Here is a 20,955-nt window from a genome sequence, read left to right as displayed (position 1 = left end):
TTATATAGAGTTGATAAGAGAGTCAAAATATTTCTCTCTGGAAATCGCAAAGAGGCCCATAATTCCGGCATAATGGCCCAACTCAGAGGGCAGAATGGCTGGAGTAAACAGACAGTGTTTGTTTACAATTTTCCTGATCTGCTCGATAAAAATTTCCTGGAAGGCTACGTATTCCCCGCCCAGGATAACGGTGTCGATCGAAAGAAGATTGACCGTGTTGGATACTGTACAGCCCAGTTCAACTCCAATGTCTTCTAAATGCTTTAAAATATAAGGATTACTGTCTTTATAAGCTTTCACTACACTATGAAAGTCCGATACATCCTCGCCGTAAGACGAGGATTTTCTTTTCATGCTATCCTGGGCTTTTTTGATCAGGGTGTCAAGATAAATGATTTTTTCTAAGTTTGTTCCGATGCTTAGCTTTCCAGGGTCTATATGATTGAAAATTTCTCCGGCGGAATTAAACCGGCCCTCATAAAGTTTGGAATTCAGGATCAAACCGGCTCCCAACCCGATGCCGCAGCTGACATACAGCATATTTTGCGAATTTTTGCCTGCCCCGTATCTGGATTCTCCAAAAGCGGCCATATTCACATCGTTTTTCACCAAAACATTGACGTTGAATTCTTCAGAGATCAGCCTTGGAAGATCAAGATCGAACCATTCTTTAAACTGCGGATTGGCAAAGGATAATTCCTTTTTGTCCGGGAATACCCCTGGAGAGGAAATTGCTATGCATGCCAGACTTTCCGTATTTAAATCCTTGGAGTTTAATAGAATATAAATAGCATTTTTTATGAGGCGCATACGGACCTCGGCGTTTGCATTCTCCGTTATCTTTACAGAAAATTCATTAAAAATATCCCCCTTCAAATTACCCAGGACAAAGATAGGATCCTTGAAATTCAGCTCAATGGCGATAATATTTTTATGATTTTTATTAAAACGAATCAATCTTGGTTTTCGGCCGCCGCTCTTGGCGACTTCTCCCTCACCGCATTCCTGTACAATGCCAACGGATAAAAGATCATCCAGATTGTCGGCAATAGCAGGTTTGCTGATCATCAGTTCCCGGGACAATTCGGTCCGGGAGGTAATATTTTTTTCAAAAATGGCATCCAGAATTACTCTCTGGTTTATGGATCGAAGCGTGGCATTGCCAATGGAACGATTCACACTTCCTGAGACGTTTTCTTGATTTTTTCTGTCCTCTGACATAAGATCCCTCCCGTATCAAATCATAAACATTAAATAAGTAATCATATATTATCAACCTAGTAAATATGATAATAACAATCTGAGTTTGAGTCAAGATAATAATTACGGATAATAAAAATTATCAAAACCAGGGGTTAATAAGAAGCGATTATTATTTATGATAAAATGGCATAAAATGTTGAAATATAGGGGTTGCTTGACAATTTTTCAGAGTTCGATTTTACGGATAAAGGCCTAGATTTGGGACGGCCCATCTGTTGACATGCTCGCAAAATTTAAGTTATAATGCACTCAACAAAGATGGTTCGGACTTGGTAAGGTATGCTTAGATGGGAATTTCAATCTAGTAAACAACAAAAATCAATTAAACGGGGTTCCTTGTAATATTTCATGCAGAGTGGAATGAAACGGTTAAATACCGCATAATTATTCGGATAAGATTCCAATAAGGGGAGGATATTCAAATGGAAAGAATCATTGGTGTTAATTCGAATTGCTATCATGGATATGCCATTGAAGAGGCAATTGAGGGAATTGGTAAGGCGGGTTTTCATTATATAGAACTTACTGCAACCAAGGGTTGGACCGAGCATGTTTTTCCAACCATGAGTTTTACATATTTAAATAGTGTAAAAAAGAAGCTGAGGGAAGCGAAGCTGATTCCCTTTGCTATGAGCGGCCATTGCAATCTGATGGATCGGGATCGTATTGACGATTTCATTTCCAACATGAAACTGGCTGCTTTTTTTGGCTGCGAATATATCGTATCTTCTATTGGTGAGGCACATCTTGCGGATAAGGCAGTGGTCTCCAACGAAGAAGTGGCCGGTCATGTGAAAGAGCTGATTCCTTACCTGAAAGAGGATGGCTTAAAGCTCGTCCTGGAAGTGCACGGAGATCACGGTACAGGGGTAATTCTGAAAGATATCGTTGACCGGGTGGATTCGGACTTGGTATCCATCAACTATGACACGGCAAATGCCATTTACTACGGAGATGTAGAGATGGAAAATGATCTTGACGCCTGCCTGGAAAAGATCGGGTTTATTCACCTAAAAGAGAAAGCAGGAGGGAAAAAGGAGTGGAATTTCCCTGCTCTGGGAAAAGGTTATGTAGATTTCGCCATGCTTTTTCAAAAACTGGAGCAAGGAAAAAATCCTTGTCCCTTCAGCATTGAAATTGAGTTTACGCAGGCCGGACCAAAAGATCTGAAAGAAATCAATGATGCAGTACAAACTTCCTATGATTATTTAAAAGAATACGGATTTGAACTCTAAAAGAAATCGAAGCATTTTTGCTTTGATGATAAAAGCACATTTTATAAGGAGGGTAAACAATGAAAAAGTTTTTAGCTATTATGTTAGTGCTTTCCATGGTACTTGCATTATTTGCTAGCTGCGGCGGCAGTGAAAGTGCCGATAAAGGTGATCAGGCACCTGCCCAGGGATTCAAAGTTGCTTCTCATAACGCTGAAATCGAAGGCAACCCGTATCGAGTTGTTTATGAAAATCAGCTGTTGGAAGCAATTGAAGGGTATAAGGCAGATGGGATTGTAAGCGAATTTGCATCCTTCACTTCCAACAATGACTCTGCTGTAGAATCGCAGCAAGTAGAGCAGACCATCAACGACGGTTATGATCTCATTATGATCAACCCAATCGCTGCAACTGGTCTGGATCCTGTGATTGCGAAGGCAAAAGAAGCAGGTATTACTTATATCAACGCTGACTGTGTTTACAATTCCAATGACATCATCAATGTGACCGTTGACCAGGAAGCCTGGGCGCGCATCAATGTTGAATGGGCAGTTGAAACGCTGGGCTCAGGATCTAAGATCGTGCTGTTTAACGGTATTGACGGAAATTCTGCTTCAGAACTTCGTAAAGCCGTTTACCATGAAGTCTGCGACAAAAATAACGTAGAAATTGTAAAGGAATTTGCGCATGGCTGGGATGACACGCAGGCTCAGCAGCAGATGGCACAGATCATCAGCTCCGGTGTAAAATTTGATGGTATCGTGAACCAGGAAGGTGCAAACGGCATCATGAATGCCATCGAAGAAGCGAAAATTCCTTATCCCGGATGCATCACTTCCTCTGAAGAGGTTCGCTGGATCAGAAAAGCAGCCGCAATCAATGAAAAGGAACTGGTTATGCCATTTATTATCGTTGAAAATCCTCCGGGAATCGGTGCAACGGCTTTGGCTGTAGGGCTGAATCTGTTACAGGGCCATAAGCTTGATGATTCCAAGCTTGCCGAATGGAATAATATTAAATATACCCCATCCTGGATCATGACTTATGACAATATGGGTGAAAAACTGGACAGCATTAAAGATCTTCCGGATTCCACTTCCGTATCAAGCTATATGTCTTTAGATGAAGCCAGAGCGGCTTATTTCGTAGATTAAAAGAAAAATAGATTGATGGAACAAATTTTTATGTTGGCCGACGGGTTTCCGTCGGCCATATCAGCAAAGCCATAGGTAATTGGAAGGAGGTATCCGCTATTGTTTAAAATGCATGGAATCACAAAAAGATTTGACGCGGTGGTAGCCCTGAATGAAGCTTCCTTTGAAGTAGAGCCGGGAGAAATCAGGGCATTGCTGGGCTCCAACGGTTCCGGAAAATCCACTTTGGTAAAGGTTCTTTCCGGCCTTGTCAACCCTAATGCCGGGAAAATAGAGTTTGATGATATGCCTGTGCAAATTCATAATGCACAGGATTCAAGAAAGTTGGGTATTGCTGTTGCCTATCAGGATTTGAGTTTAATTCAAAGCATGAGCGTCATGGATAACATTGTTCTTGGAATGGAACCGAAGGGTGCGCTCGGTATCATAAATCGAAAACAAGCTTACGTGCAGGCAAAAGAGATTCTTGCACGACTTAAAATAGATTGCAGGCCTGAAGATCTGGTACAAAATCTTGCTCCGTCTTTACAGAGTATGATAGAAGTGGCAAAGGCCATTTCTCAGAAACCAAGATTACTGCTTCTGGACGAAGTGACAGCCTCTCTGCATCATGATGAAGTAGATATCCTGTTTGAAACACTGAAAGAGCTAAAAAAAGAAGGGGCAGCTATTGTCATTGTAACCCATAGAATGGAAGAAATCTTTAAAATCTGTGACAACTGTACCATTTTAAAGGGCGGAGAGACCGTTGCCCGGGGCAAGATGTCAGAAATGGACTTAAATGAAATTGTCTATCATATGACAGGAAAACGTCCCGACGCAGATGCCAGGGGAGTTTGCTCCGATCAGAACGAAAACATGGACCAGGGAGAACCGGTTCTGGAAGTAAAAAATCTGGTCCTGCTTCCGAAGGTAAAAGATATTTCCGTAACGGGCCATAAAGGGGAAATCATAGGAATCGGGGGATTGGAAGGCCAGGGTCAGTCGGAATTCATTCGAACTTTGCTGGGTGCTCATAAACCTTCCAGCGGTGAAATTATCTATAAAGGAGTATCTGAAAAATTCAAATCACCGGCTCAGGCCATAAAAAAGGAAATGGGCTTTGTATCTGGTGACAGAAATAAAGAGGCAGTCTTTCCCATTCGTTCCGTTGCGGAAAACATCTTTGCAGGGAAAACCACAAAGGGGAGAATGTTCGGTTATCTGGGGCCAAAAGAAATCAACCGGTTTGCGAAGGAAACGGTGGAAGAATTCAATATCAAGGTGGGGTCTTTGAAACATCCTGCAAATTCCCTGTCCGGCGGAAACCAGCAAAAACTTGTAGTTGGGCGATGGATCGCATTGGCACCGAAGCTTCTGCTGCTGGATGACCCGACGAAAGGCGTAGACATCAACTCTCGAAGAGAAATACATAAAATTCTAAAGAAATGCACGGAAGAGGGAATGACAGTCATGATTTCCTCCAGCGATAATGCGGAACTATTGGAAATTGCCGACCGTATCTATATCTTTTACGAGGGTAGAGTCAGTGCCATGCTTGCAGGGGAAAACCGCACCGAAGAAAAATTAGTTGCTGCCATGATGGGGCTTACCAGCTGTGAAGGAGGTGCTGAAATCAGTGGATAGAGTAGACCAAAAAATGATTGAGAGATTCGAATCCTTCCGACGTGCGCCGGCTTTTACCGGATTTGTTCTCTTTTCTCTTGTCCTGTTATTAAATATTGGATTGCAGGGTCCGCAAAATTTCTTTACCGCAAGCAACTTTGGACTGCTGCTGGAGAAGAATACACCGCTGATTCTGGTCACTATGGCGCAGGCAATGCTGATGCTTCTGGGCATGATCGATATCTCTATTGGCGTTCAACTATCTTTGGTGAATGTCATCGCTATCATGCTGCCCCAGGAACTGGGAGTGCCCTGGCCTGTGGCATGGGCACTTGGAATTCTTGCAGTTATGGCAATAGCCGCTATTAACGGATTTTTCGTAGCATATATGAGGATCCCTTCACTCTTGTCAAGTTTTGCTATGATTTATATTGTAAAAGGGATCAATGTTATCATCATGTCAAAACCTCAGGGGACAGTGCCCGAGGTGGTCTGGAGAACCTACAGCAAGGAAATCGGTGGTATGATTCCCATTACTTTCGTAATCGTATTGATTATTTTCCTATTCTGGATCTACCTGAAGAAGACAGATTATATGAAGCATGTCTACGCGGTAGGAGGTAATGAAAGAAATGCTTATGCCTCCGGAATCAATCCGGCCAGAGTCAAAATGAAAGCTTTTTTGATCGCCGGTTTTATCACGGGAATTGCAGGTCTGTGCCTGACAGCCATGAGTGCTTCGGGAAATCCGCTCATGGGGGAAGCTTACGGGCTGAAGAGCATCGCTGCCTGTATTCTGGGCGGTATTGCTCTCTCAGGAGGCTGGGGCACCATGAGCTGTGCCTTGTTTGGATCCGGATTTTTAGTATTGATACAAAGCAGCGTATATTATCTGTTTAAGCAATTATACGTTCTGATCCCAGGATTTCAGGTCACTACCTACTGGCAGAACCTCGTATCCGACAGTATCATTTTATTGGGGCTGGTTGCTACCATCTTTACGGCTCAGACTCAACGGGCAGCCTTTAAGAACGGAATCAAAAAACAGCTGAAGGGTGGTGAGCGCCTTGGTGAATAACAACAAACTGAAGCAATTTGTCAGGGATAATCAAATAGGAATGGCCTTGATCATATCTGCGGCCCTTTTCACAGTCAATATCGCCATTAACCCGGCATCGTTAAATGCGAATACCTTTGGCTCGATTATTGCGCTGACCCTCCTGTTAAGCTTTGCCTCGGCAGGCCAGACGATGATTATGATCACCGGAGGAATAGACCTTTCCGTCGGTGCTGTCATGTCAATGGCTGCTATTTTTACCGCAAATACTATGGCAGGGCAGGAAGGCATGATGCCCTTGGTGCTGGTTCAGGTAATCCCTATGGCATTGATTGTCGGCCTCATTAACGGGGTTGGTGTTGTAAAGCTGAAGCTCCCTGCGATGGTCATTACCATGTGCGTGTCCAACGTAGTAACGAGACTTCAATATGTATACACCCAGGGTCTGCCAACGGGGACTACCTCCAAATTCTTTACCCAGACGCTGCAGCACCGGTTCTTTGGCTTCATTCCGGCTATGAGTCTGTATGCCGTAGTGATTTTTATTGCGGTGCTGTATTTGCTAAACCGTTCCCGGTTCGGGCAGCAGCTTTTCCTTACAGGGAACAATAAAAATGCGGCGTATCTTGCAGGAATCAGGAAAGATACCGTTGAGATATTAGCCTACGTAATCGGCAGTCTTCTGGCAGGAGTTGCCGGCATTATCGGTGCCGGCTACATGAACTTTGTCATTTGCCAGTCATTGGATTCCTATACTATGATGTCCATTGTGGCAGTAGTGGTGGGAGGAACCCTGCTGATAGGCGGTAAGGGGTCCTATCTGGGTACCGCTGCGGGGGCGTTGCTGATCATTGTGCTTGGCAATTGCCTGTCGGTTTTAAATTCTTCAGATTCAGTGCGAAGCATTATCATGGGAGGTGTCCTGATTTTGCTGCTGGCCCTTTACAATAAAGAAAAACCAATCAGACAATAAAAAAAGCAGGACCGGAAAATACCGGACCTTCAATGTGAAAAAGGAGGAATTGAACATGAGGCAAATGAGAGCGGGAATTATCGGAGTCGGATTTATCGGTGCGGTGCACGTTGAAGCATTAAGAAGGCTTGGATATGTGGATGTTGTAGCCCTTGCGGATACTGCTGACGCAGAGAAAAAAGCAGCGGCTCTGCATGTACCGGCCGGATATGCTGATTATAAGAAGATGATAGATTTGGAAAGTCTGGATGCCGTACATATTTGTACTCCAAATAGTATGCATTTTGAAATGGCCATGTACGCCATGGAAAGAGGTGTGAACGTCATTTGTGAAAAACCTCTTTCCGTAACGGTAGAGCAGGCAAAAATCTTAAAAGAATACGCATTGGCTCACGGTATCGTGACGGGTGTAAACTTTAGTCTTCGTTTCAATCCTCAGATTGTACAGATGAAAGAAATGGTGAAGGCTGGTGATGCAGGCAGCATTTACACGGTTCATGGATCTTACCTTCAGGATTGGCTGTATTATGATACGGATTACAGCTGGAGATTGGAGCCGGAGCTTTCCGGAGAGTCCCGGGCATTTGCTGATATCGGTTCTCATTGGATTGATATGGTGGAAACGATTATCGGTCAAAAAGTCACGGAGGTTTTTGCCGATTTTGAAACCTTCCATAAAACCAGAAAAAAGCCGCTGAAGGCTATCGAGACGTATTCCGGTATGGCGCTTCGGCCTGAAGACTATCAGGAAGTAGAGATCGGGACGGAAGATTACTGCTCTGTTTTGTTCCATTTTGACGGTGGTGCAAAGGGAAGCTGCAATATCAGCCAGGTTTACGCAGGCAGAAAGAATCAAACCATTATATCCGTTGCGGGCAGTAAATGCTCCCTGCACTGGGACAGTGAGACAGCCAATGAATTGTGGATCGGCAGAAGGGAGACCTATAATCAAGTAATCGTAAAGGAGCCCTCTATTTTATACCCCGAAACAAAAGCCGTGATCAGCTATCCCGGCGGCCATGCCGAAGGTTTTGCGGATACTTTTAAACAAAACTTCTTAAAAATATATCAGGCTATCGAAGATAGAGACGTAAAAGTTCGAGATTTTGCTACCTTTGAAGCGGGCTATCGGGAAATGCTTTTATGCCAGAAGGTATGTGAAAGTGCAAGAACAAGACAATGGGTGAAAATAGAGGAAGCGTCGTCAAATTCATAAGAATCAGATTTATTCGTAAGCAGTCAAGTACAGAAATATTAGGAGGATAGGGTTATGATGAAATTAGGTTTGGTATCGGCAATCCTGCCTGGCTTTACCTTTGAAGAGCTTATGGATTACGCAGCGGAAACGGGTTTTGGCTGTGTTGAAATTTGCTGCTGGCCTGTAGGGAAAGCGGTTCGAAGATACGCGGGAGTCACGCATATCGACATCAACAATATGGATGAAGACCGAATGGAGTATTATAACAATTACGCAAAGTCATGCGGTGTTGAGATTTCGTCACTGGGCTATTACCCGAATCCCATGGATCCTGATCCCGAAACGGCAAAGGCCGCACAGGACCATATCATAAAGCTAATTGACGCGTCTGCAAAGATGGGGATTCATATGGTAACCACATTTTTGGGAAAAGATAAAAATAAAACCGTGGAAGAGAATCTGGATCTGTTCCGGAAAATCTGGACTCCTATTATGAAAGTGGCAGAGGATAAAGGTGTAAAGGTTGCTATTGAAAATTGCCCCATGCTTTATACAAAGGATGAATGGCCGGGTGGCAACAATCTTGCATCAACACCTTACGTTTGGCGGCAGATGTTTGAGTTGAGCCCCAACCTTGGATTGAACTATGATCCTTCCCATCCTTATCTGCTTGGAATGAATATCACAAAGCCCTTATACGAATTTTCGGATCGTATTTTCCATGTTCATTTTAAAGATATTAAAATCAATCAGGACAAATTGGATGAATATGGTTTGTTTTCCTATCCCTCCCTTTGGCATTCGCCGAAGTTGCCCGGTTTGGGAGGCGTTGATTTTGCAGGATTTGTCAGTGCGTTAAACGACATCCGATATCAAGGCTGTGCCTGCATCGAGGTAGAGGATAAGGCTTTTGAAGGAAGTATTGAAGATGTGAAATACGGCATTGAGCAGAGCTGCCGATACATGTCCCAGTTTCTTGGAAAATAAATGGTCTGCAGTTTATGAAATGTAAAAAGATAAACAGGAAAGGGATCGCGATATGTTACGAATTGGTATTGTAGGAGCTGGCGGTATGGGAACCGTGCACAGGAGCAACTATGCCTATATGAAGGATTGCCAGGTAATGGCCGTCGTAGGCCGTACAAAGCAGGATGAAGAGCGGGCAGCGGAATGGGGGCTGCCTTTATATGACGACATAGACTCCATGCTGAACCAGGAAGAAATCGATGTGGTGGACGTCTGTACCCCTACATTTTTGCATAAAGAGCATGTAATAAAATCGCTCTCAAGGGGAAAACATGTCATTACGGAAAAACCCATTGCGCTAAGTGCATCGGATGCCAAAGAAATGTTTGATCTGGCAAGGGAAAAAGGTGTACAATTACTTGTCGGTCAGGTTTTACGGTTTTACAGAGAAAGTCAAATTTTGAAGCAACTGGTGGAGGATCAGCGATATGGCAAGGTACTTGACGCCACCTTTGAGCGATTATCAGCCTGTCCGCGGTGGGCGCAGGGGGGCTGGCTTTTTGACAAGTCAAAAAGCGGTCATTTGCCCTTTGATCTGCATATCCATGACTTGGATCTGATGGTAAGCCTGTTCGGAAAACCTGAAGAATTTCAGTTTACCAGCTGCGGAAATAATAACAAGGATTACAGAGAACAATACCGATTCTTTTATCGGTATCAAGACTTTCATGTTGTAGCAGAGGCCGCATGGTTTAACGCGGATATTCCATTCACAGCAAGGTGGAGAGTCTATTTTGAACATGCAGTGGTAATCAACGACGGAACCAGACTGGTGGCCTATCAATTCGATCGGGAACCTCTGGTTTTTGACACGGAAGAAAGAATCAAAATCCCCACAGGTATTAACGTACCTCCAACCGGGGTATATTTAGAAGAATTGGAACATTTCACAGAATGTATCAGAAATTGTCGTCCTTCCGAAAGAATAAAGGAAGACGAGATTATGACAGTCATTGAGATTTTAGAGCAAATTTCTAAAGAATAATAGGAGAAAAGGAATGTATCAAGTAGGATTTGATGTAGGCGGTACGAATTTAAAGGTGGGTGTGGTCCACGACAATTTGGAAATCGTCGCCAGCAGAAATGTTGCGTTTCCTAAGGGAGAAACTTATGAAAAAGTGGCAGCGCTCATGGCTGAGCAGGTTGTTGCATTAGCCAAAGATATGAATATTCCGGTAACAGATTTCAAATCAATCGGAATTGCAACGGCGGGCTCCATCGATGCCAGCGGCTCGATTATTATTCATGCCCATAACCTGGGATTTCATGATGTCCCTATGATTGATGAAATGCATAAGCATTTTCCGAAAATACCGGTTTATTTGGCAAATGATGCGGATGCGGCGGCTTTGGCGGAACTTCATGCGGGAGCATTTCGGGGAAAGAAGACAGCAGTTCTGTTTACACTGGGCACGGGAGTCGGCGGAGGCATCATTCTTGGCGGTAAAATGTTCAAGGGCGGCATGGGCCACGGAAATGAGCTTGGACATATGATCGTACAGCATGGCGGACCCATTTGCACCTGCGGAAACAGGGGGTGTATCGAATCTCTTTGCACCGCCACCTGGCTGATCCAACAGGGTAGAAAAGTGATCGTAGAGTACCCCATCAGCATGATTTATGAAAAAGCTGAGGGCGATATGAATAAAGTTACAGCCAAAATCGTGATCGACAGCGCAAAAGAGGGAGATACCATTGCTTTGGATATTTTCAATACCTATGTGGATTCTCTGAGCTCCGCCATTACTTCTGTGGTTGCCCTGCTTGATCCGGAGGTGGTAGCCCTCGGAGGAGGAGTCAGCCTGGCGGGAGATTTCCTCTTTGCACCTGTGAGAGAGATGGTGAAGCAAAAATCCTTCTTTAAAGTATATCACGAGGTTGTCCCTGCACAGCTGGGAAATACTGCCGGTATTATCGGTGCAGCCATGCTTGCAAGAAACGAGGAAGGGTCAGTCTGAACAGACGTCATCTTTTCATCTGATAACTTTAGGGGGGAAGGCATTGATTGAAGTTAAGAATCTAACGAAGTACTATGGGAAAAAAATGGCACTGGATCGGGTAAGCTTCTCCGTAAAGGACGGGGAAGTTTTGGGGCTGCTGGGTTTGAACGGTGCCGGAAAATCAACCACCATGAATATTCTGACCGGATATATCGGCGCTACGGAAGGTACGGTAACCGTAAATGGGTATGATATCATGCTGGAGCCCATGAAAGCGAAGAGCACCATCGGATATCTGCCGGAACAGCCCCCGCTCTATTTGGATATGAAGGTAAGAGAATATCTGGAATTTGTCTGCAGCTTAAAGAAAGTTAGAAATAAGGATGTACATATTGAGGAAATTTGCCGGCAAGTAGGGATTACGGCAGTTTCCAATCGGCTTATAAAAAACTTATCAAAAGGGTATAAACAACGAGTCGGTTTAGCCCAGGCTCTGGCAGGAAACCCGAAAGTATTGATTCTGGATGAACCTACAGCAGGTTTGGATCCGTCTCAGATTATTGAAATCAGAACCCTTATCAAGGAACTTGGAAAAGAAAGAACCATTATTGTATCTTCTCACATTCTCCCTGAAATCAAGGAAATGTGCAGCCGGGTGGTCGTTCTTCATCAGGGAAAACTGATTGCGGATGATACCCCCGAGAATTTATCCCGTACCATCACCTCTCCTCATCAGGTCACGGCCTGGATCAAAGGCAGTTCGGAGGCCGTAATCCAGGCCGTGTCCGCTATGGCTGTACCATGCCATGTGAAGCTGCTGGCGGAAAAAGAAACGGATGTATATGAATACGAGTTAACTGGACCGGAAGACCAGGATATCCGCGAGGCTGTATTTCGAACCTTTGCGAAAGCGGATTTGCCGATCCTTTCAATGAAGGGAAATGACTTTACGCTTGAAGAAATTTTCCTTAAGCTGATTCATCAAAGCCCGGAAAAAGGAGGTGGCAAGGATGCTGGCAATATTAGACCGGGAAATTAAAGCTTATTTTCAGTCTCCCCTTGGCTATGTATTCGTGGGGGTTATGTTTCTATTTACCGGATACTTTTTTTTCGCCTATAACCTCTATGGAAATACTACGGACATGCGCGGTATTTTCAGCACATTGTTTACCGTAGTTTTATTTCTGATCCCTATCCTGACCATGCGCCTGATGAGTGAGGATAAGAAGCTGAAAACAGATCAGCTTCTCTTAACGGCACCTGTCAGCAGGGCTAGTCTTGTGCTTGGGAAATATCTTTCTGCTGTATGCGTTTATCTTCTTTCCATCATGAGTACCATGGTGGCAGCGGTGGTGATTTCCAGACTTGCAGAACCGGAGTGGCCGGTGATTTTCAGCCATTTTATCGGATTGTTTCTTTTAGGCATCACGTTAATCGCTATTTGCCTGTTCCTGTCGTCTTTGACGGAAAGCCAGGTAATTGCAGCTATATGCGGTTTTGCTGCCAGTTTTTTTCTAATGCTCATTGATACCCTTTCCCCGGTGATCTCCCTTCCTTTTGTAAAGAAGATTCTTGAAGGCCTATCCTTTCAGAACAGGTATACCTCTTTTACACTGGGCATTTTGAATGTAACGGATATTATTTTTTTTCTAAGCATCACTTTTTTGTTTTTATGTTTAGCCGTTGGTGCTCTTGAGAAAAGACGCTGGAGTTAGGGGGTTACGAGATGAAGCAAAATTCCATCCATAAAACCGGGCAGACCAAGTTTTATTTCTGGGCGTTCCTTCTGCTTTTGGTTATCATCGTCTTCTTACTCAATGCCATAATGGGAGTTTTACATGAGAGATATCCCATAAGCGTCGATTTGACCAAGGATGGACTTTATGAGATCAGCCCGGAAAGCAAAGCTTTCATTGCCGATCTTCAAAATCCGGTGGAGATTCATGTGCTTGCAAAGGAAAATGATTTTGTAGGCGATTCTACATACATGGCCCAGGCGAACGAAATCATTCGTCAATACGAAAAATACGGAAAGAATATTTCTCTAAACTACGTTAATTACGTGGCGGATCCAACCTTTTCTTCCCAATATCCCGATGTGATCATGTCGCACGGAGATATTCTTATCTCCAGCAACGGCAAACATAGGGTTATCACAACAAAGGAGCTGTTCAATTATACCTATGACAGCAATGGAAGGTCTGCCATTGCTTCTTCCAAGGCGGATCAGGTACTGGCATCTGCCATTTTGAACGTTATCAGCGACGATCCGACTTTGGTTACCATACTTACGGGAAGCGGGGAATATACCATGTCATCCTTTGCCACTCTGTTAAAAAATAATAATTTTGAAGTAGTGACGGCAAATTTGATTACGGAGGACTTAGATCCAGAATGTAAATTTGCTGTACTGATTGCTCCGCATACGGATCTGAGCCAGGATGTCATAAAGAAATTGGATGAATTCTTATACAATAACGGTAATTACGGAAAGACACTTCTTTATACCGCTGATGCGGAACAGAAACCCCTTCCGAATCTGGAAGCATTTTTGCGGGAATGGGGGATCCAAATAGAAGACGGTGCTGTTTTCGAGACAGATGAGAAACGCGTTTATAACTATCATCCTTTCTACGCGGCAGCGGATTATGCCGAGGAAGAATACAGAGACATGCTGCGGGACAGGAATTCGCCAATGCTGATGCCCATTTCCAGGCCGTTGGAAACGCTATACGAATACCGCAATAATAATTCGGTAAAAGTACTGTTGGAGTTTGGGAAAACTGCGGCGGTAAGACCTTCCGACGCACCGGAAAGTTTTACACAGAAAGACGCTTCGGTGAGGGGACCGTTTCCGGCATTGGTACTGGCCAGCTACGCTATCAAAGATAAATCCACAGGAAAGGTGGAGAAGCAGTCTAATATTATCGTATCCGGCTCTTCGGGAATGCTGGACGGCTATTCCATTGAAAATGACTCTTTATCAAATAGTGAATATTTATTAAATTTATTCAATACCCTTTCCGAGAAGAAGGATTCTGTTAAAATACAGTCGAAAACCATAACCGGGAGAGAATTGAACATTTCTACTTCGCAGGCAAACTGGCTTGGATTGGTCTTTGCATTGCTGATTCCGCTGGCGATTTTCGCAGTAGGTATCGCGGTATGGCTTTACAGGAGGCATAAATAATGGGTAATCCAAAAAAACTGCTGATAGGGATGCTTGTATTTGCCGGGGTACTGGCCGTAGTACTGGTGTTTTTGCTTTTTTCTCCAGTTGAAGTGAAGAAAGAAGAACAGGACGTTTTCTATCTTCTTGAACATGACATGATGGACGTGGCTCATGTTTCCGTAAACAACGAAGAGGGATTTTATGAGGTGATTCAGGAAGGCGGCGGATTTACCGTCCATGATATTCCTGCTGAGCTTGTAAACACCGATTATCTGCAGCTCTTGCTGGATGAATGCAGTATGATTGCAGTGAGTGAAAAAGTATCCGATCAGCCGGAGGATCTGAGTCAATATGGACTGGAAGCGCCAAGAGCTTCCGTGGAAATTGAATATACGGACGGGTCCGCTGCCCAACTGTTGATCGGGCAGGAGGAAAAGCTTTCGGATGGTGTTTACGTGCAGATGGCGGGTGATCCCGCAGTTTATTTAATGCCAAGGTCTTATACCATTCGTTTCACCATGGCAGTGGAAAAATTTATACAATACCAGATCACACCTACCCGAAAAATGCCCTCCGCTCTGTCGGTGGTCAGAGATGTTACTTTTGGAGGTTCCCTGCTGCCGGAACCCATCGTTATTGAATGGGTGGATGAACACGATAAGCAGGAGATGAGAGAAGCAGCTTCCTTCGGCGTGGCCACGCACTTGATCCGGTCTCCTGGATTTCACGAACTGGATCAGACGAAAGGTGCGGAGGTATTCCAGTCCATGCTCGGAATTGTTTCAGAAGGGATTGCGGCTTATAATTGTGACGAAAATACCCTTTCTTCCTATGGTTTTGATCATCCCTATCTTACCGCTGATTTTACCATACAGAACGGGGAAGATGCCAAATCGGAGGAATATCATCTCAAAGTTGTGAAACAGGATGACGGCAGTTTGATCATGACCTGTAACGATAATGCAGTAATTTATAAAATTTTGGATGTGGCATTTACAAAAATTACGTATGAAGACTTTGTCATGCGTTGGTTTTTGACTCCCTTTATTACTGATCTGGATAAGATGAAGGTCACCACACCGGCAGAAACGTTGGAGTTTGCGTTTTTCGGTGAAACCAACAAAGATCTGTCGGTTACCCTTTATGGACGAAATCTGAATATGGAACTGTTCCGGTCCTATTTCCGGCTGATAACCAGCGCCTGCAACGATGGAGAACCGAGAACGAAGATGATTGCTGACGGCAGCCCTGTTCTCACCGTCGAGTACGTTTATAAGGACAAAGAAAAACCAAAGGATACCATGAAGATTTATGAAGCTGATTCCAGAAAGGTTTTGGTAGAAGTGAACGGAAAGCTGGAATTTACCATGAAGTCTTCCTATCTTGAAAGGGTATTGGACGGTTGTGAGGGGATCAAGAACGGAACAGCAATAGAAGAAAATTGGTAAGGTATAAGGAAACATCCTTGATGGCAAACTAAGTCTGTCAATCGTTAAGATTTGATTTTAGTTTACTGATAGGAGAATAACTCTATGATTCATACCAATATGAAATTGCCGCCTACATCCTGGCGCGTTGACCGGAGTACGGATCCGGAGATCAATAAGAAAATTAGAGAGCATACGGTAGAAAGGTTAAGCCTTTTTAAACATGCAGATAAGGATGTAATAACGGAGCAAATCCATAAGCTTGATTCAGAATGGGATACGGAACGTTTTCTGGAAGCGAATGCGGCCACCTTGGTAGTGGCGACTTCTTTTGCGGCTCTTACGAAAAGCAAATACTGGTCCCTGCTGTCTCTTACAGCAGGTGCATTTCTTCTTCAGCATGCGCTTCAAGGATGGTGCCCGCCGGTTCCGATCATAAGAAGGATGGGAGTCCGTACTGCAGAGGAAATTAATCAGGAAAAAATGGCCTTAAAGCTGCTGCGGCGAGATTTCACGAAATCCAGGTTAACAACTACCAATCGGATTCTCAAGAAGGCGGAAAAGCACTAAGGGGCAAGACCCATCAGCACAATTGCATATTTCTATATTTGATGGAAAAGATAAACATGATAGATACAGGACAACTGTATCAAAGTCGTTTTAAGACCATAAAAAATTAAATATAGGGAGTAGAGACAATGAAAAGACTAGAAACAATGGATGGAAATCAGGCTGCTGCGTATGCATCCTATGCGTTGACGGAAGTAGCCTCCATTTTTCCAATCACACCTTCCACACCAATGGCGGAAGGCGTAGACGAGTGGTCCGCTCATGGAAAGAAAAATATCTTCGATCAGGAAGTTAAAGTAATTGAAATGCAATCGGAGGCAGGTGCCGTAGCGGCTATGAGAGGTGCGCTTCAATCCGGATCGTTGGCAGCTACCTACACGGCATCGCAGGGGCTTTTGATGATGATCCCGAATCTATATAAGATGGCAGGAGAGCTTTTGCCCGGCGTCCTTCACGTAACGGCAAGATCCATAGCCACTCATGCTTTATCCATTTATGGTGATCATCAGGATGTCATGGCCTGCCGTCAGACCGGTGTTGCTCTGCTGGCTTCCACCAATGTGCAGGAAGTTATGGATTTAGGCGTAATCGCCCACTTGTCGGCCATTGAGTCAAGAATCCCTTTTTTACACTTTTTTGATGGATTCCGAACATCTCACGAATATCAGAAGATACAGGTTATTGACTATGAGGATATTAAAAGTATAGTAAATCATCAAGCGATAGATGCATTTAGAAATCGTGCCCTGAATCCCGAGCACCCTGTAGCAAGAGGAACCACACAGAATCCGGACATCTATTTTCAGCAAAGAGAAAGTGCAAATCCTTATTATGATGCACTACCGGATATCGTACAGGGTTATATGGACAAATTGGGTGCAATTACGGGCAGAAAGTATAAATTATTCGATTACTATGGTGCGGCGGATGCGGAATATGTAATTGTAGCCATGGGCTCAGCCAGTGATACCATTGATGAAACCATTGATTATTTAAACAATAAAGGAGAAAAAACCGGAGCAATCCGAGTTCACTTATATCGACCGTTTTCCGAGAAACATTTGCTGGAAGCAATGCCGAAGACGGTAAAGAGAATCGCTGTACTGGACAGAACCAAAGAACCGGGATCACCGGGAGAACCCCTGTACCTGGATGTTCTGAAGGCTTACAAGGATATGGAAAATCCGCCTGTTATCGTAGGCGGCAGATATGGGCTTTCTTCGAAAGATACAAGACCGTCACAAATCATTTCTGTGATAGAAAACTTAAAACAGGAAAAACCCAAGGATCGCTTTACCATCGGTATCGTAGACGATGTTACGGACACATCGCTTCCGGAGGGTGAAGTGGTTGATACAACACCGGAAGGAACCATCAGCTGCAGAATCTGGGGACTTGGTTCGGACGGAACGGTAGGCGCAAATAAAACAGCCATTAAAATCATCGGCGACAATACAAACCTGCATGTACAAGCCTATTTTTCCTATGACAGCAAAAAATCAGGAGGAACTACGGTATCTCATCTGCGGTTTGGGCCAAGTCCGCTGAGATCTCCGTATCTGGTTTTCAATGCAGATTATATTGCCTGCCATAACAAGGCTTTCGTTTATCAGTATGATTTGTTAAAAGGGTTGAAAAAAGGCGGCACTTTTGTATTGAATTGCCCTTGGACCGAAGATGAATTAGAAGAGAAGATACCTGCCTGCATTAGAAACTATATCGCTGAAAATGATATTCATTTTTATATCATCGATGCACTGGCCATAGCTTCTGAACTGGGACTTGGAAATAGAATCAATATGGTTATGCAGGCGACTTTCTTTAAGCTCTCAAAGGTGCTTCCCGTGGAAGAGGCATTGAATTACCTAAAAGACTCTATTGAGAAGATGTACGGGAGAAAGGGCAGTGACATTGTAGCAATCAATAAAGCCGCCGTGGATCACTCCATAGCAGCTTTAAAAAAGGTAGAAGTTCCTTCCTCCTGGATCAATGCGGAAGATGGCGATGACCTGACGCAAAAGGATGAGCCGGCATTTGTAAAGAGTATTCAAAGACCCATGGCAAAACTGGAAGGTGATGATTTGCCGGTAAGCACCTTCAAGGGAATGGAGGACGGAACCTATCCTCTTGGTACGACCGCCTATGAAAAGAGAGGAATTGCCCCTATGATACCGGAATGGCAGATTGATAAATGTATCCAATGCAATCGCTGCTCCTATATCTGTCCGCATGCCACCATACGTCCTTTCCTTTTGGATGATAATGAAAACAAACAAAAACCCGATACTTTCAAAACCAAAAAAGCAGCAGGTAAGGGGTTGGAACATCTGGAATACCGCATACAGGTGGCGCCGTTGGATTGTACCGGATGCGGTAACTGTGCCGATATTTGTCCGGCAAAGGGAAAAGCGCTGATTATGAAGCCGGCGGAGCAGGAAATCGAAATGGAAGCTGATAATTGGGAGTTCGCTATGACAGTAACTGCCAAGGACGATTTAATGGACAAAAAGACATTGATCGGAAGCCAGTTTGTAAGACCGTTGCTGGAGTTTAACGGAGCTTGCCCAGGCTGCGGGGAGACACCTTATATCAGATTACTGACTCAGCTTTTCGGAGATAGAATGATGATCTCCAATGCCACCGGGTGTTCTTCCATTTGGGGAGCCTATGCTCCGTCCATTGCCTATACAACCAATGCTGAGGGGAAAGGGCCTGCCTGGATCAATCCGTTGTTTGAAGATGCTGCTGAATTCGGGCTGGGAATGTGCCTGGGAGTAGAGCAAATAAGGGAAAAACTAACGGAAATAATAGAGAAAGCCGCGAAGGCACCCTTTGATCCTACGTTAAAAGAGGCATTTTCCAATTGGCTGGCAGTAAAGGATGACGGGGAGGAATCCAAGAGGGCAGCCGCAAAAATTTTAAATGTCATAAAAGGCAAAAACTTTAATGATCACCATTTAATTGATGAAGTCCTGAAACGAAAAGATTTTCTCATCAAGAAGTCTGTCTGGGCAATCGGCGGAGACGGCTGGTCCTATGACATTGACTTTGGAGGTCTTGACCATGTATTGGCCATGGGGAATGATATTAACCTCTTCGTCATGGATACGGAGGTTTATTCCAATACCGGAGGACAATGCTCAAAGTCTACACCTACCGCTTCGGTTGCAAAGCTGGCGGCAGCCGGAAAGAAGATCAGGAAAAAAGATCTGGGGCTGATTGCAATGACCTATGGTTATGTCTATGTAGCCCAAATTGCAATGGGAGCCGACATGAACCAAACACTGAAAGCGATATCAGAAGCAGAGAACTACAAAGGACCGTCACTAATCATCGCGTATTCTCCATGTGTAAGTCATGGAATCAAATCCGGGATGGGAACCAGCATCATGGAGGAAAAGAGGGCAGTTGAAGCAGGCTATTGGCAGCTTTACCGATTTAACCCGGATCTAAGGAAAGAAGGGAAAAATCCATTTACCCTTGATTCTAAAGACCCTAAAGCTGACTTTAAGGAATTTATTCATGGAGAGGTACGGTATTCACAGCTCAAAAATGTATTTCCGGAAATCGCGGATAAGATGTTTGATTTGGCCGAAGAACATGCAGAGATCAGGTTAAAAAGAAACAAGAGTCTGGCTGAGCATCAAATTTTATAATAAAAATAAAATTTAAAAAGGAAGGTTATTAAAGACCTTCCTTTATTTTTGGTTTGTATCCACGTATTCCTTTGCATTGTTTACTTGAATTTCATCTGGTATTGGAACGTTGGAGACTTCTTTCATTGCATTGATATTTGCCCAAGCTGCCGTATCATGGTTTTCTACCGGCATGGACATATGCGTTTCTTTATATCTATTCTGTGCCATTAAAACAAAACACTCCTTTTCACTTGTTTGTAATTAGTATTTGCTTTATTTTATCGTTTATTCTATTGACAGATTTCGCGGATTTCATTAGCAAAACTATTTCTATAATCCCATATTTTTTGGAAAAGATAGGAGAAATAGAATGAATAATAAACTTAATTCTGCAAATACTTTTAGATGGGAGGTGATTGAAAAATGGACAACAGAAATAACAACAACAATTTGAGAAATACTCAAAACAATAATGAGCAGAATTTCAGAAATTCTCAAAATAATAATGAACAGAATTTCAGAAATGCTAATGAAAAGAACGTTAGAAATGCTCAGAATGTAAGAAATGCTCAAAATACTAACAACGATAACTTCAAAAACAACCGATAAAAAGCAATTGAATAACAGGAGCAGAAGTAGTGAAAACTACTTCTTGTTTTTTTGAAAAAAATAAGACTTTAGTTCTTTGGAAACTGGTTATACTAGCTATGTTAGAAAC

The 20,955-nt window shown here is 43.6% G+C and carries 18 protein-coding genes; 16 read left to right on the top strand and 2 right to left on the bottom strand.

The features are described from left to right. Entirely contained in the window at window positions 1-1,221 is a 1,221-nt protein-coding gene (locus KCX82_RS10965; RefSeq protein ID WP_227018508.1) for an ROK family transcriptional regulator, read from the bottom strand. 464 nt (window positions 1,222-1,685) lie between these two features. Here KCX82_RS10965 and KCX82_RS10960 point away from each other — a divergent pair, with 464 nt between their 5' ends. From KCX82_RS10960 to nifJ, 15 genes are all read left to right on the top strand, one after another. Beyond that, on the top strand, window positions 1,686-2,498 hold the full coding sequence (locus KCX82_RS10960; RefSeq protein ID WP_227018507.1) for a sugar phosphate isomerase/epimerase family protein: 813 nt from the start codon (window positions 1,686-1,688) through the stop codon (window positions 2,496-2,498). A gap of 59 nt (window positions 2,499-2,557) precedes the next feature. Next, a complete protein-coding gene (locus tag KCX82_RS10955) occupies window positions 2,558-3,631 on the top strand; it encodes a substrate-binding domain-containing protein (RefSeq protein ID WP_227018506.1) in 1,074 nt (357 codons plus the stop codon). 108 nt (window positions 3,632-3,739) lie between these two features. Then, complete coding sequence (locus tag KCX82_RS10950) at window positions 3,740-5,257, top strand: sugar ABC transporter ATP-binding protein (RefSeq protein WP_227018559.1); 1,518 nt, start codon at window positions 3,740-3,742, stop codon at window positions 5,255-5,257. After that, a complete protein-coding gene (locus KCX82_RS10945) occupies window positions 5,250-6,314 on the top strand; it encodes an ABC transporter permease (protein WP_227018505.1) in 1,065 nt (354 codons plus the stop codon). The genes KCX82_RS10950 and KCX82_RS10945 overlap by 8 nt, the downstream gene beginning before the upstream one ends. After that, a complete protein-coding gene (locus KCX82_RS10940; RefSeq protein ID WP_227018504.1) occupies window positions 6,307-7,266 on the top strand; it encodes an ABC transporter permease in 960 nt (319 codons plus the stop codon). The genes KCX82_RS10945 and KCX82_RS10940 overlap by 8 nt, the downstream gene beginning before the upstream one ends. A gap of 55 nt (window positions 7,267-7,321) precedes the next feature. Beyond that, window positions 7,322-8,482 (top strand): Gfo/Idh/MocA family protein, encoded by a 1,161-nt coding sequence (locus KCX82_RS10935; protein WP_227018503.1) that lies wholly within the window; start codon window positions 7,322-7,324, stop codon window positions 8,480-8,482. A 54-nt stretch (window positions 8,483-8,536) separates the two neighbouring features. After that, window positions 8,537-9,451 (top strand): sugar phosphate isomerase/epimerase family protein, encoded by a 915-nt coding sequence (locus KCX82_RS10930; RefSeq protein WP_465250647.1) that lies wholly within the window; start codon window positions 8,537-8,539, stop codon window positions 9,449-9,451. 52 nt (window positions 9,452-9,503) lie between these two features. Beyond that, window positions 9,504-10,475, top strand: coding sequence for a Gfo/Idh/MocA family protein (locus KCX82_RS10925; RefSeq protein WP_227018502.1), 972 nt, complete (start codon window positions 9,504-9,506; stop codon window positions 10,473-10,475). A 13-nt stretch (window positions 10,476-10,488) separates the two neighbouring features. Further along, window positions 10,489-11,448, top strand: a complete 960-nt coding sequence (locus KCX82_RS10920; protein ID WP_227018501.1) for an ROK family protein — start codon at window positions 10,489-10,491, stop codon at window positions 11,446-11,448. Window positions 11,449-11,491: 43 nt separating this feature from the next. Next, window positions 11,492-12,469 carry an ABC transporter ATP-binding protein gene (locus KCX82_RS10915; protein WP_227018500.1) on the top strand — a complete coding sequence of 326 codons (978 nt, stop codon included), beginning with the start codon at window positions 11,492-11,494 and terminating at the stop codon, window positions 12,467-12,469. After that, window positions 12,441-13,145: an ABC transporter permease subunit gene (locus KCX82_RS10910; protein ID WP_227018499.1), complete on the top strand. Its 705-nt coding sequence runs from the start codon at window positions 12,441-12,443 to the stop codon at window positions 13,143-13,145. Before KCX82_RS10915 ends, KCX82_RS10910 begins: the two co-directional genes overlap by 29 nt. Before the next feature lie 11 nt (window positions 13,146-13,156). Then, window positions 13,157-14,620 carry a DUF7088 domain-containing protein gene (locus KCX82_RS10905; protein WP_227018498.1) on the top strand — a complete coding sequence of 488 codons (1,464 nt, stop codon included), beginning with the start codon at window positions 13,157-13,159 and terminating at the stop codon, window positions 14,618-14,620. Next, window positions 14,620-16,050 carry a DUF4340 domain-containing protein gene (locus tag KCX82_RS10900; RefSeq protein ID WP_227018497.1) on the top strand — a complete coding sequence of 477 codons (1,431 nt, stop codon included), beginning with the start codon at window positions 14,620-14,622 and terminating at the stop codon, window positions 16,048-16,050. Before KCX82_RS10905 ends, KCX82_RS10900 begins: the two co-directional genes overlap by 1 nt. A gap of 84 nt (window positions 16,051-16,134) precedes the next feature. After that, a complete protein-coding gene (locus tag KCX82_RS10895; protein WP_227018496.1) occupies window positions 16,135-16,599 on the top strand; it encodes a YgaP-like transmembrane domain in 465 nt (154 codons plus the stop codon). A gap of 128 nt (window positions 16,600-16,727) precedes the next feature. Further along, window positions 16,728-20,255 (top strand): pyruvate:ferredoxin (flavodoxin) oxidoreductase, encoded by a 3,528-nt coding sequence (gene nifJ / locus KCX82_RS10890; RefSeq protein ID WP_227018495.1) that lies wholly within the window; start codon window positions 16,728-16,730, stop codon window positions 20,253-20,255. Between the two features lie 42 nt (window positions 20,256-20,297). On the opposite strand, the gene KCX82_RS10885 is transcribed toward nifJ, so the two are convergent. After that, the gene (locus KCX82_RS10885; protein ID WP_227018494.1) at window positions 20,298-20,465 is read right to left on the bottom strand and encodes a CDIF630_02480 family spore surface protein; all 168 of its coding nucleotides are present in this window, start codon (window positions 20,463-20,465) and stop codon (window positions 20,298-20,300) included. Between the two features lie 195 nt (window positions 20,466-20,660). Here KCX82_RS10885 and KCX82_RS10880 point away from each other — a divergent pair, with 195 nt between their 5' ends. Next, window positions 20,661-20,846, top strand: coding sequence for a hypothetical protein (locus KCX82_RS10880; protein WP_227018493.1), 186 nt, complete (start codon window positions 20,661-20,663; stop codon window positions 20,844-20,846). The last annotated feature ends 109 nt before the right edge of the window (window positions 20,847-20,955 follow it).

The sequence above is a fragment of the Sinanaerobacter chloroacetimidivorans genome, from assembly GCF_018128545.1.
In the GTDB taxonomy this organism is placed as follows: Bacteria; Bacillota; Clostridia; order Peptostreptococcales; family Anaerovoracaceae; genus Sinanaerobacter; species Sinanaerobacter chloroacetimidivorans.
Note: the sequence above shows the minus strand (reverse complement) of the source record. Positions and strands in the feature narration are given on the sequence as shown.

What these genes read in the sequence shown, in the direction of transcription:
- KCX82_RS10965 (WP_227018508.1), bottom strand. Translation starts at nt 1,221, where the DNA reads ATGTCAGAGGACAGAAAAAATCAAGAAAACGTCTCAGGAAGTGTGAAT.
- KCX82_RS10960 (WP_227018507.1), top strand. Translation starts at nt 1,686, where the DNA reads ATGGAAAGAATCATTGGTGTTAATTCGAATTGCTATCATGGATATGCC.
- KCX82_RS10955 (WP_227018506.1), top strand. Translation starts at nt 2,558, where the DNA reads ATGAAAAAGTTTTTAGCTATTATGTTAGTGCTTTCCATGGTACTTGCA.
- KCX82_RS10950 (WP_227018559.1), top strand. Translation starts at nt 3,740, where the DNA reads ATGCATGGAATCACAAAAAGATTTGACGCGGTGGTAGCCCTGAATGAA.
- KCX82_RS10935 (WP_227018503.1), top strand. Translation starts at nt 7,322, where the DNA reads ATGAGGCAAATGAGAGCGGGAATTATCGGAGTCGGATTTATCGGTGCG.
- KCX82_RS10930 (WP_465250647.1), top strand. Translation starts at nt 8,537, where the DNA reads ATGATGAAATTAGGTTTGGTATCGGCAATCCTGCCTGGCTTTACCTTT.
- KCX82_RS10925 (WP_227018502.1), top strand. Translation starts at nt 9,504, where the DNA reads ATGTTACGAATTGGTATTGTAGGAGCTGGCGGTATGGGAACCGTGCAC.
- KCX82_RS10920 (WP_227018501.1), top strand. Translation starts at nt 10,489, where the DNA reads ATGTATCAAGTAGGATTTGATGTAGGCGGTACGAATTTAAAGGTGGGT.
- KCX82_RS10910 (WP_227018499.1), top strand. Translation starts at nt 12,441, where the DNA reads ATGCTGGCAATATTAGACCGGGAAATTAAAGCTTATTTTCAGTCTCCC.
- KCX82_RS10905 (WP_227018498.1), top strand. Translation starts at nt 13,157, where the DNA reads ATGAAGCAAAATTCCATCCATAAAACCGGGCAGACCAAGTTTTATTTC.
- KCX82_RS10900 (WP_227018497.1), top strand. Translation starts at nt 14,620, where the DNA reads ATGGGTAATCCAAAAAAACTGCTGATAGGGATGCTTGTATTTGCCGGG.
- KCX82_RS10895 (WP_227018496.1), top strand. Translation starts at nt 16,135, where the DNA reads ATGATTCATACCAATATGAAATTGCCGCCTACATCCTGGCGCGTTGAC.
- nifJ (WP_227018495.1), top strand. Translation starts at nt 16,728, where the DNA reads ATGAAAAGACTAGAAACAATGGATGGAAATCAGGCTGCTGCGTATGCA.
- KCX82_RS10885 (WP_227018494.1), bottom strand. Translation starts at nt 20,465, where the DNA reads ATGGCACAGAATAGATATAAAGAAACGCATATGTCCATGCCGGTAGAA.
- KCX82_RS10880 (WP_227018493.1), top strand. Translation starts at nt 20,661, where the DNA reads ATGGACAACAGAAATAACAACAACAATTTGAGAAATACTCAAAACAAT.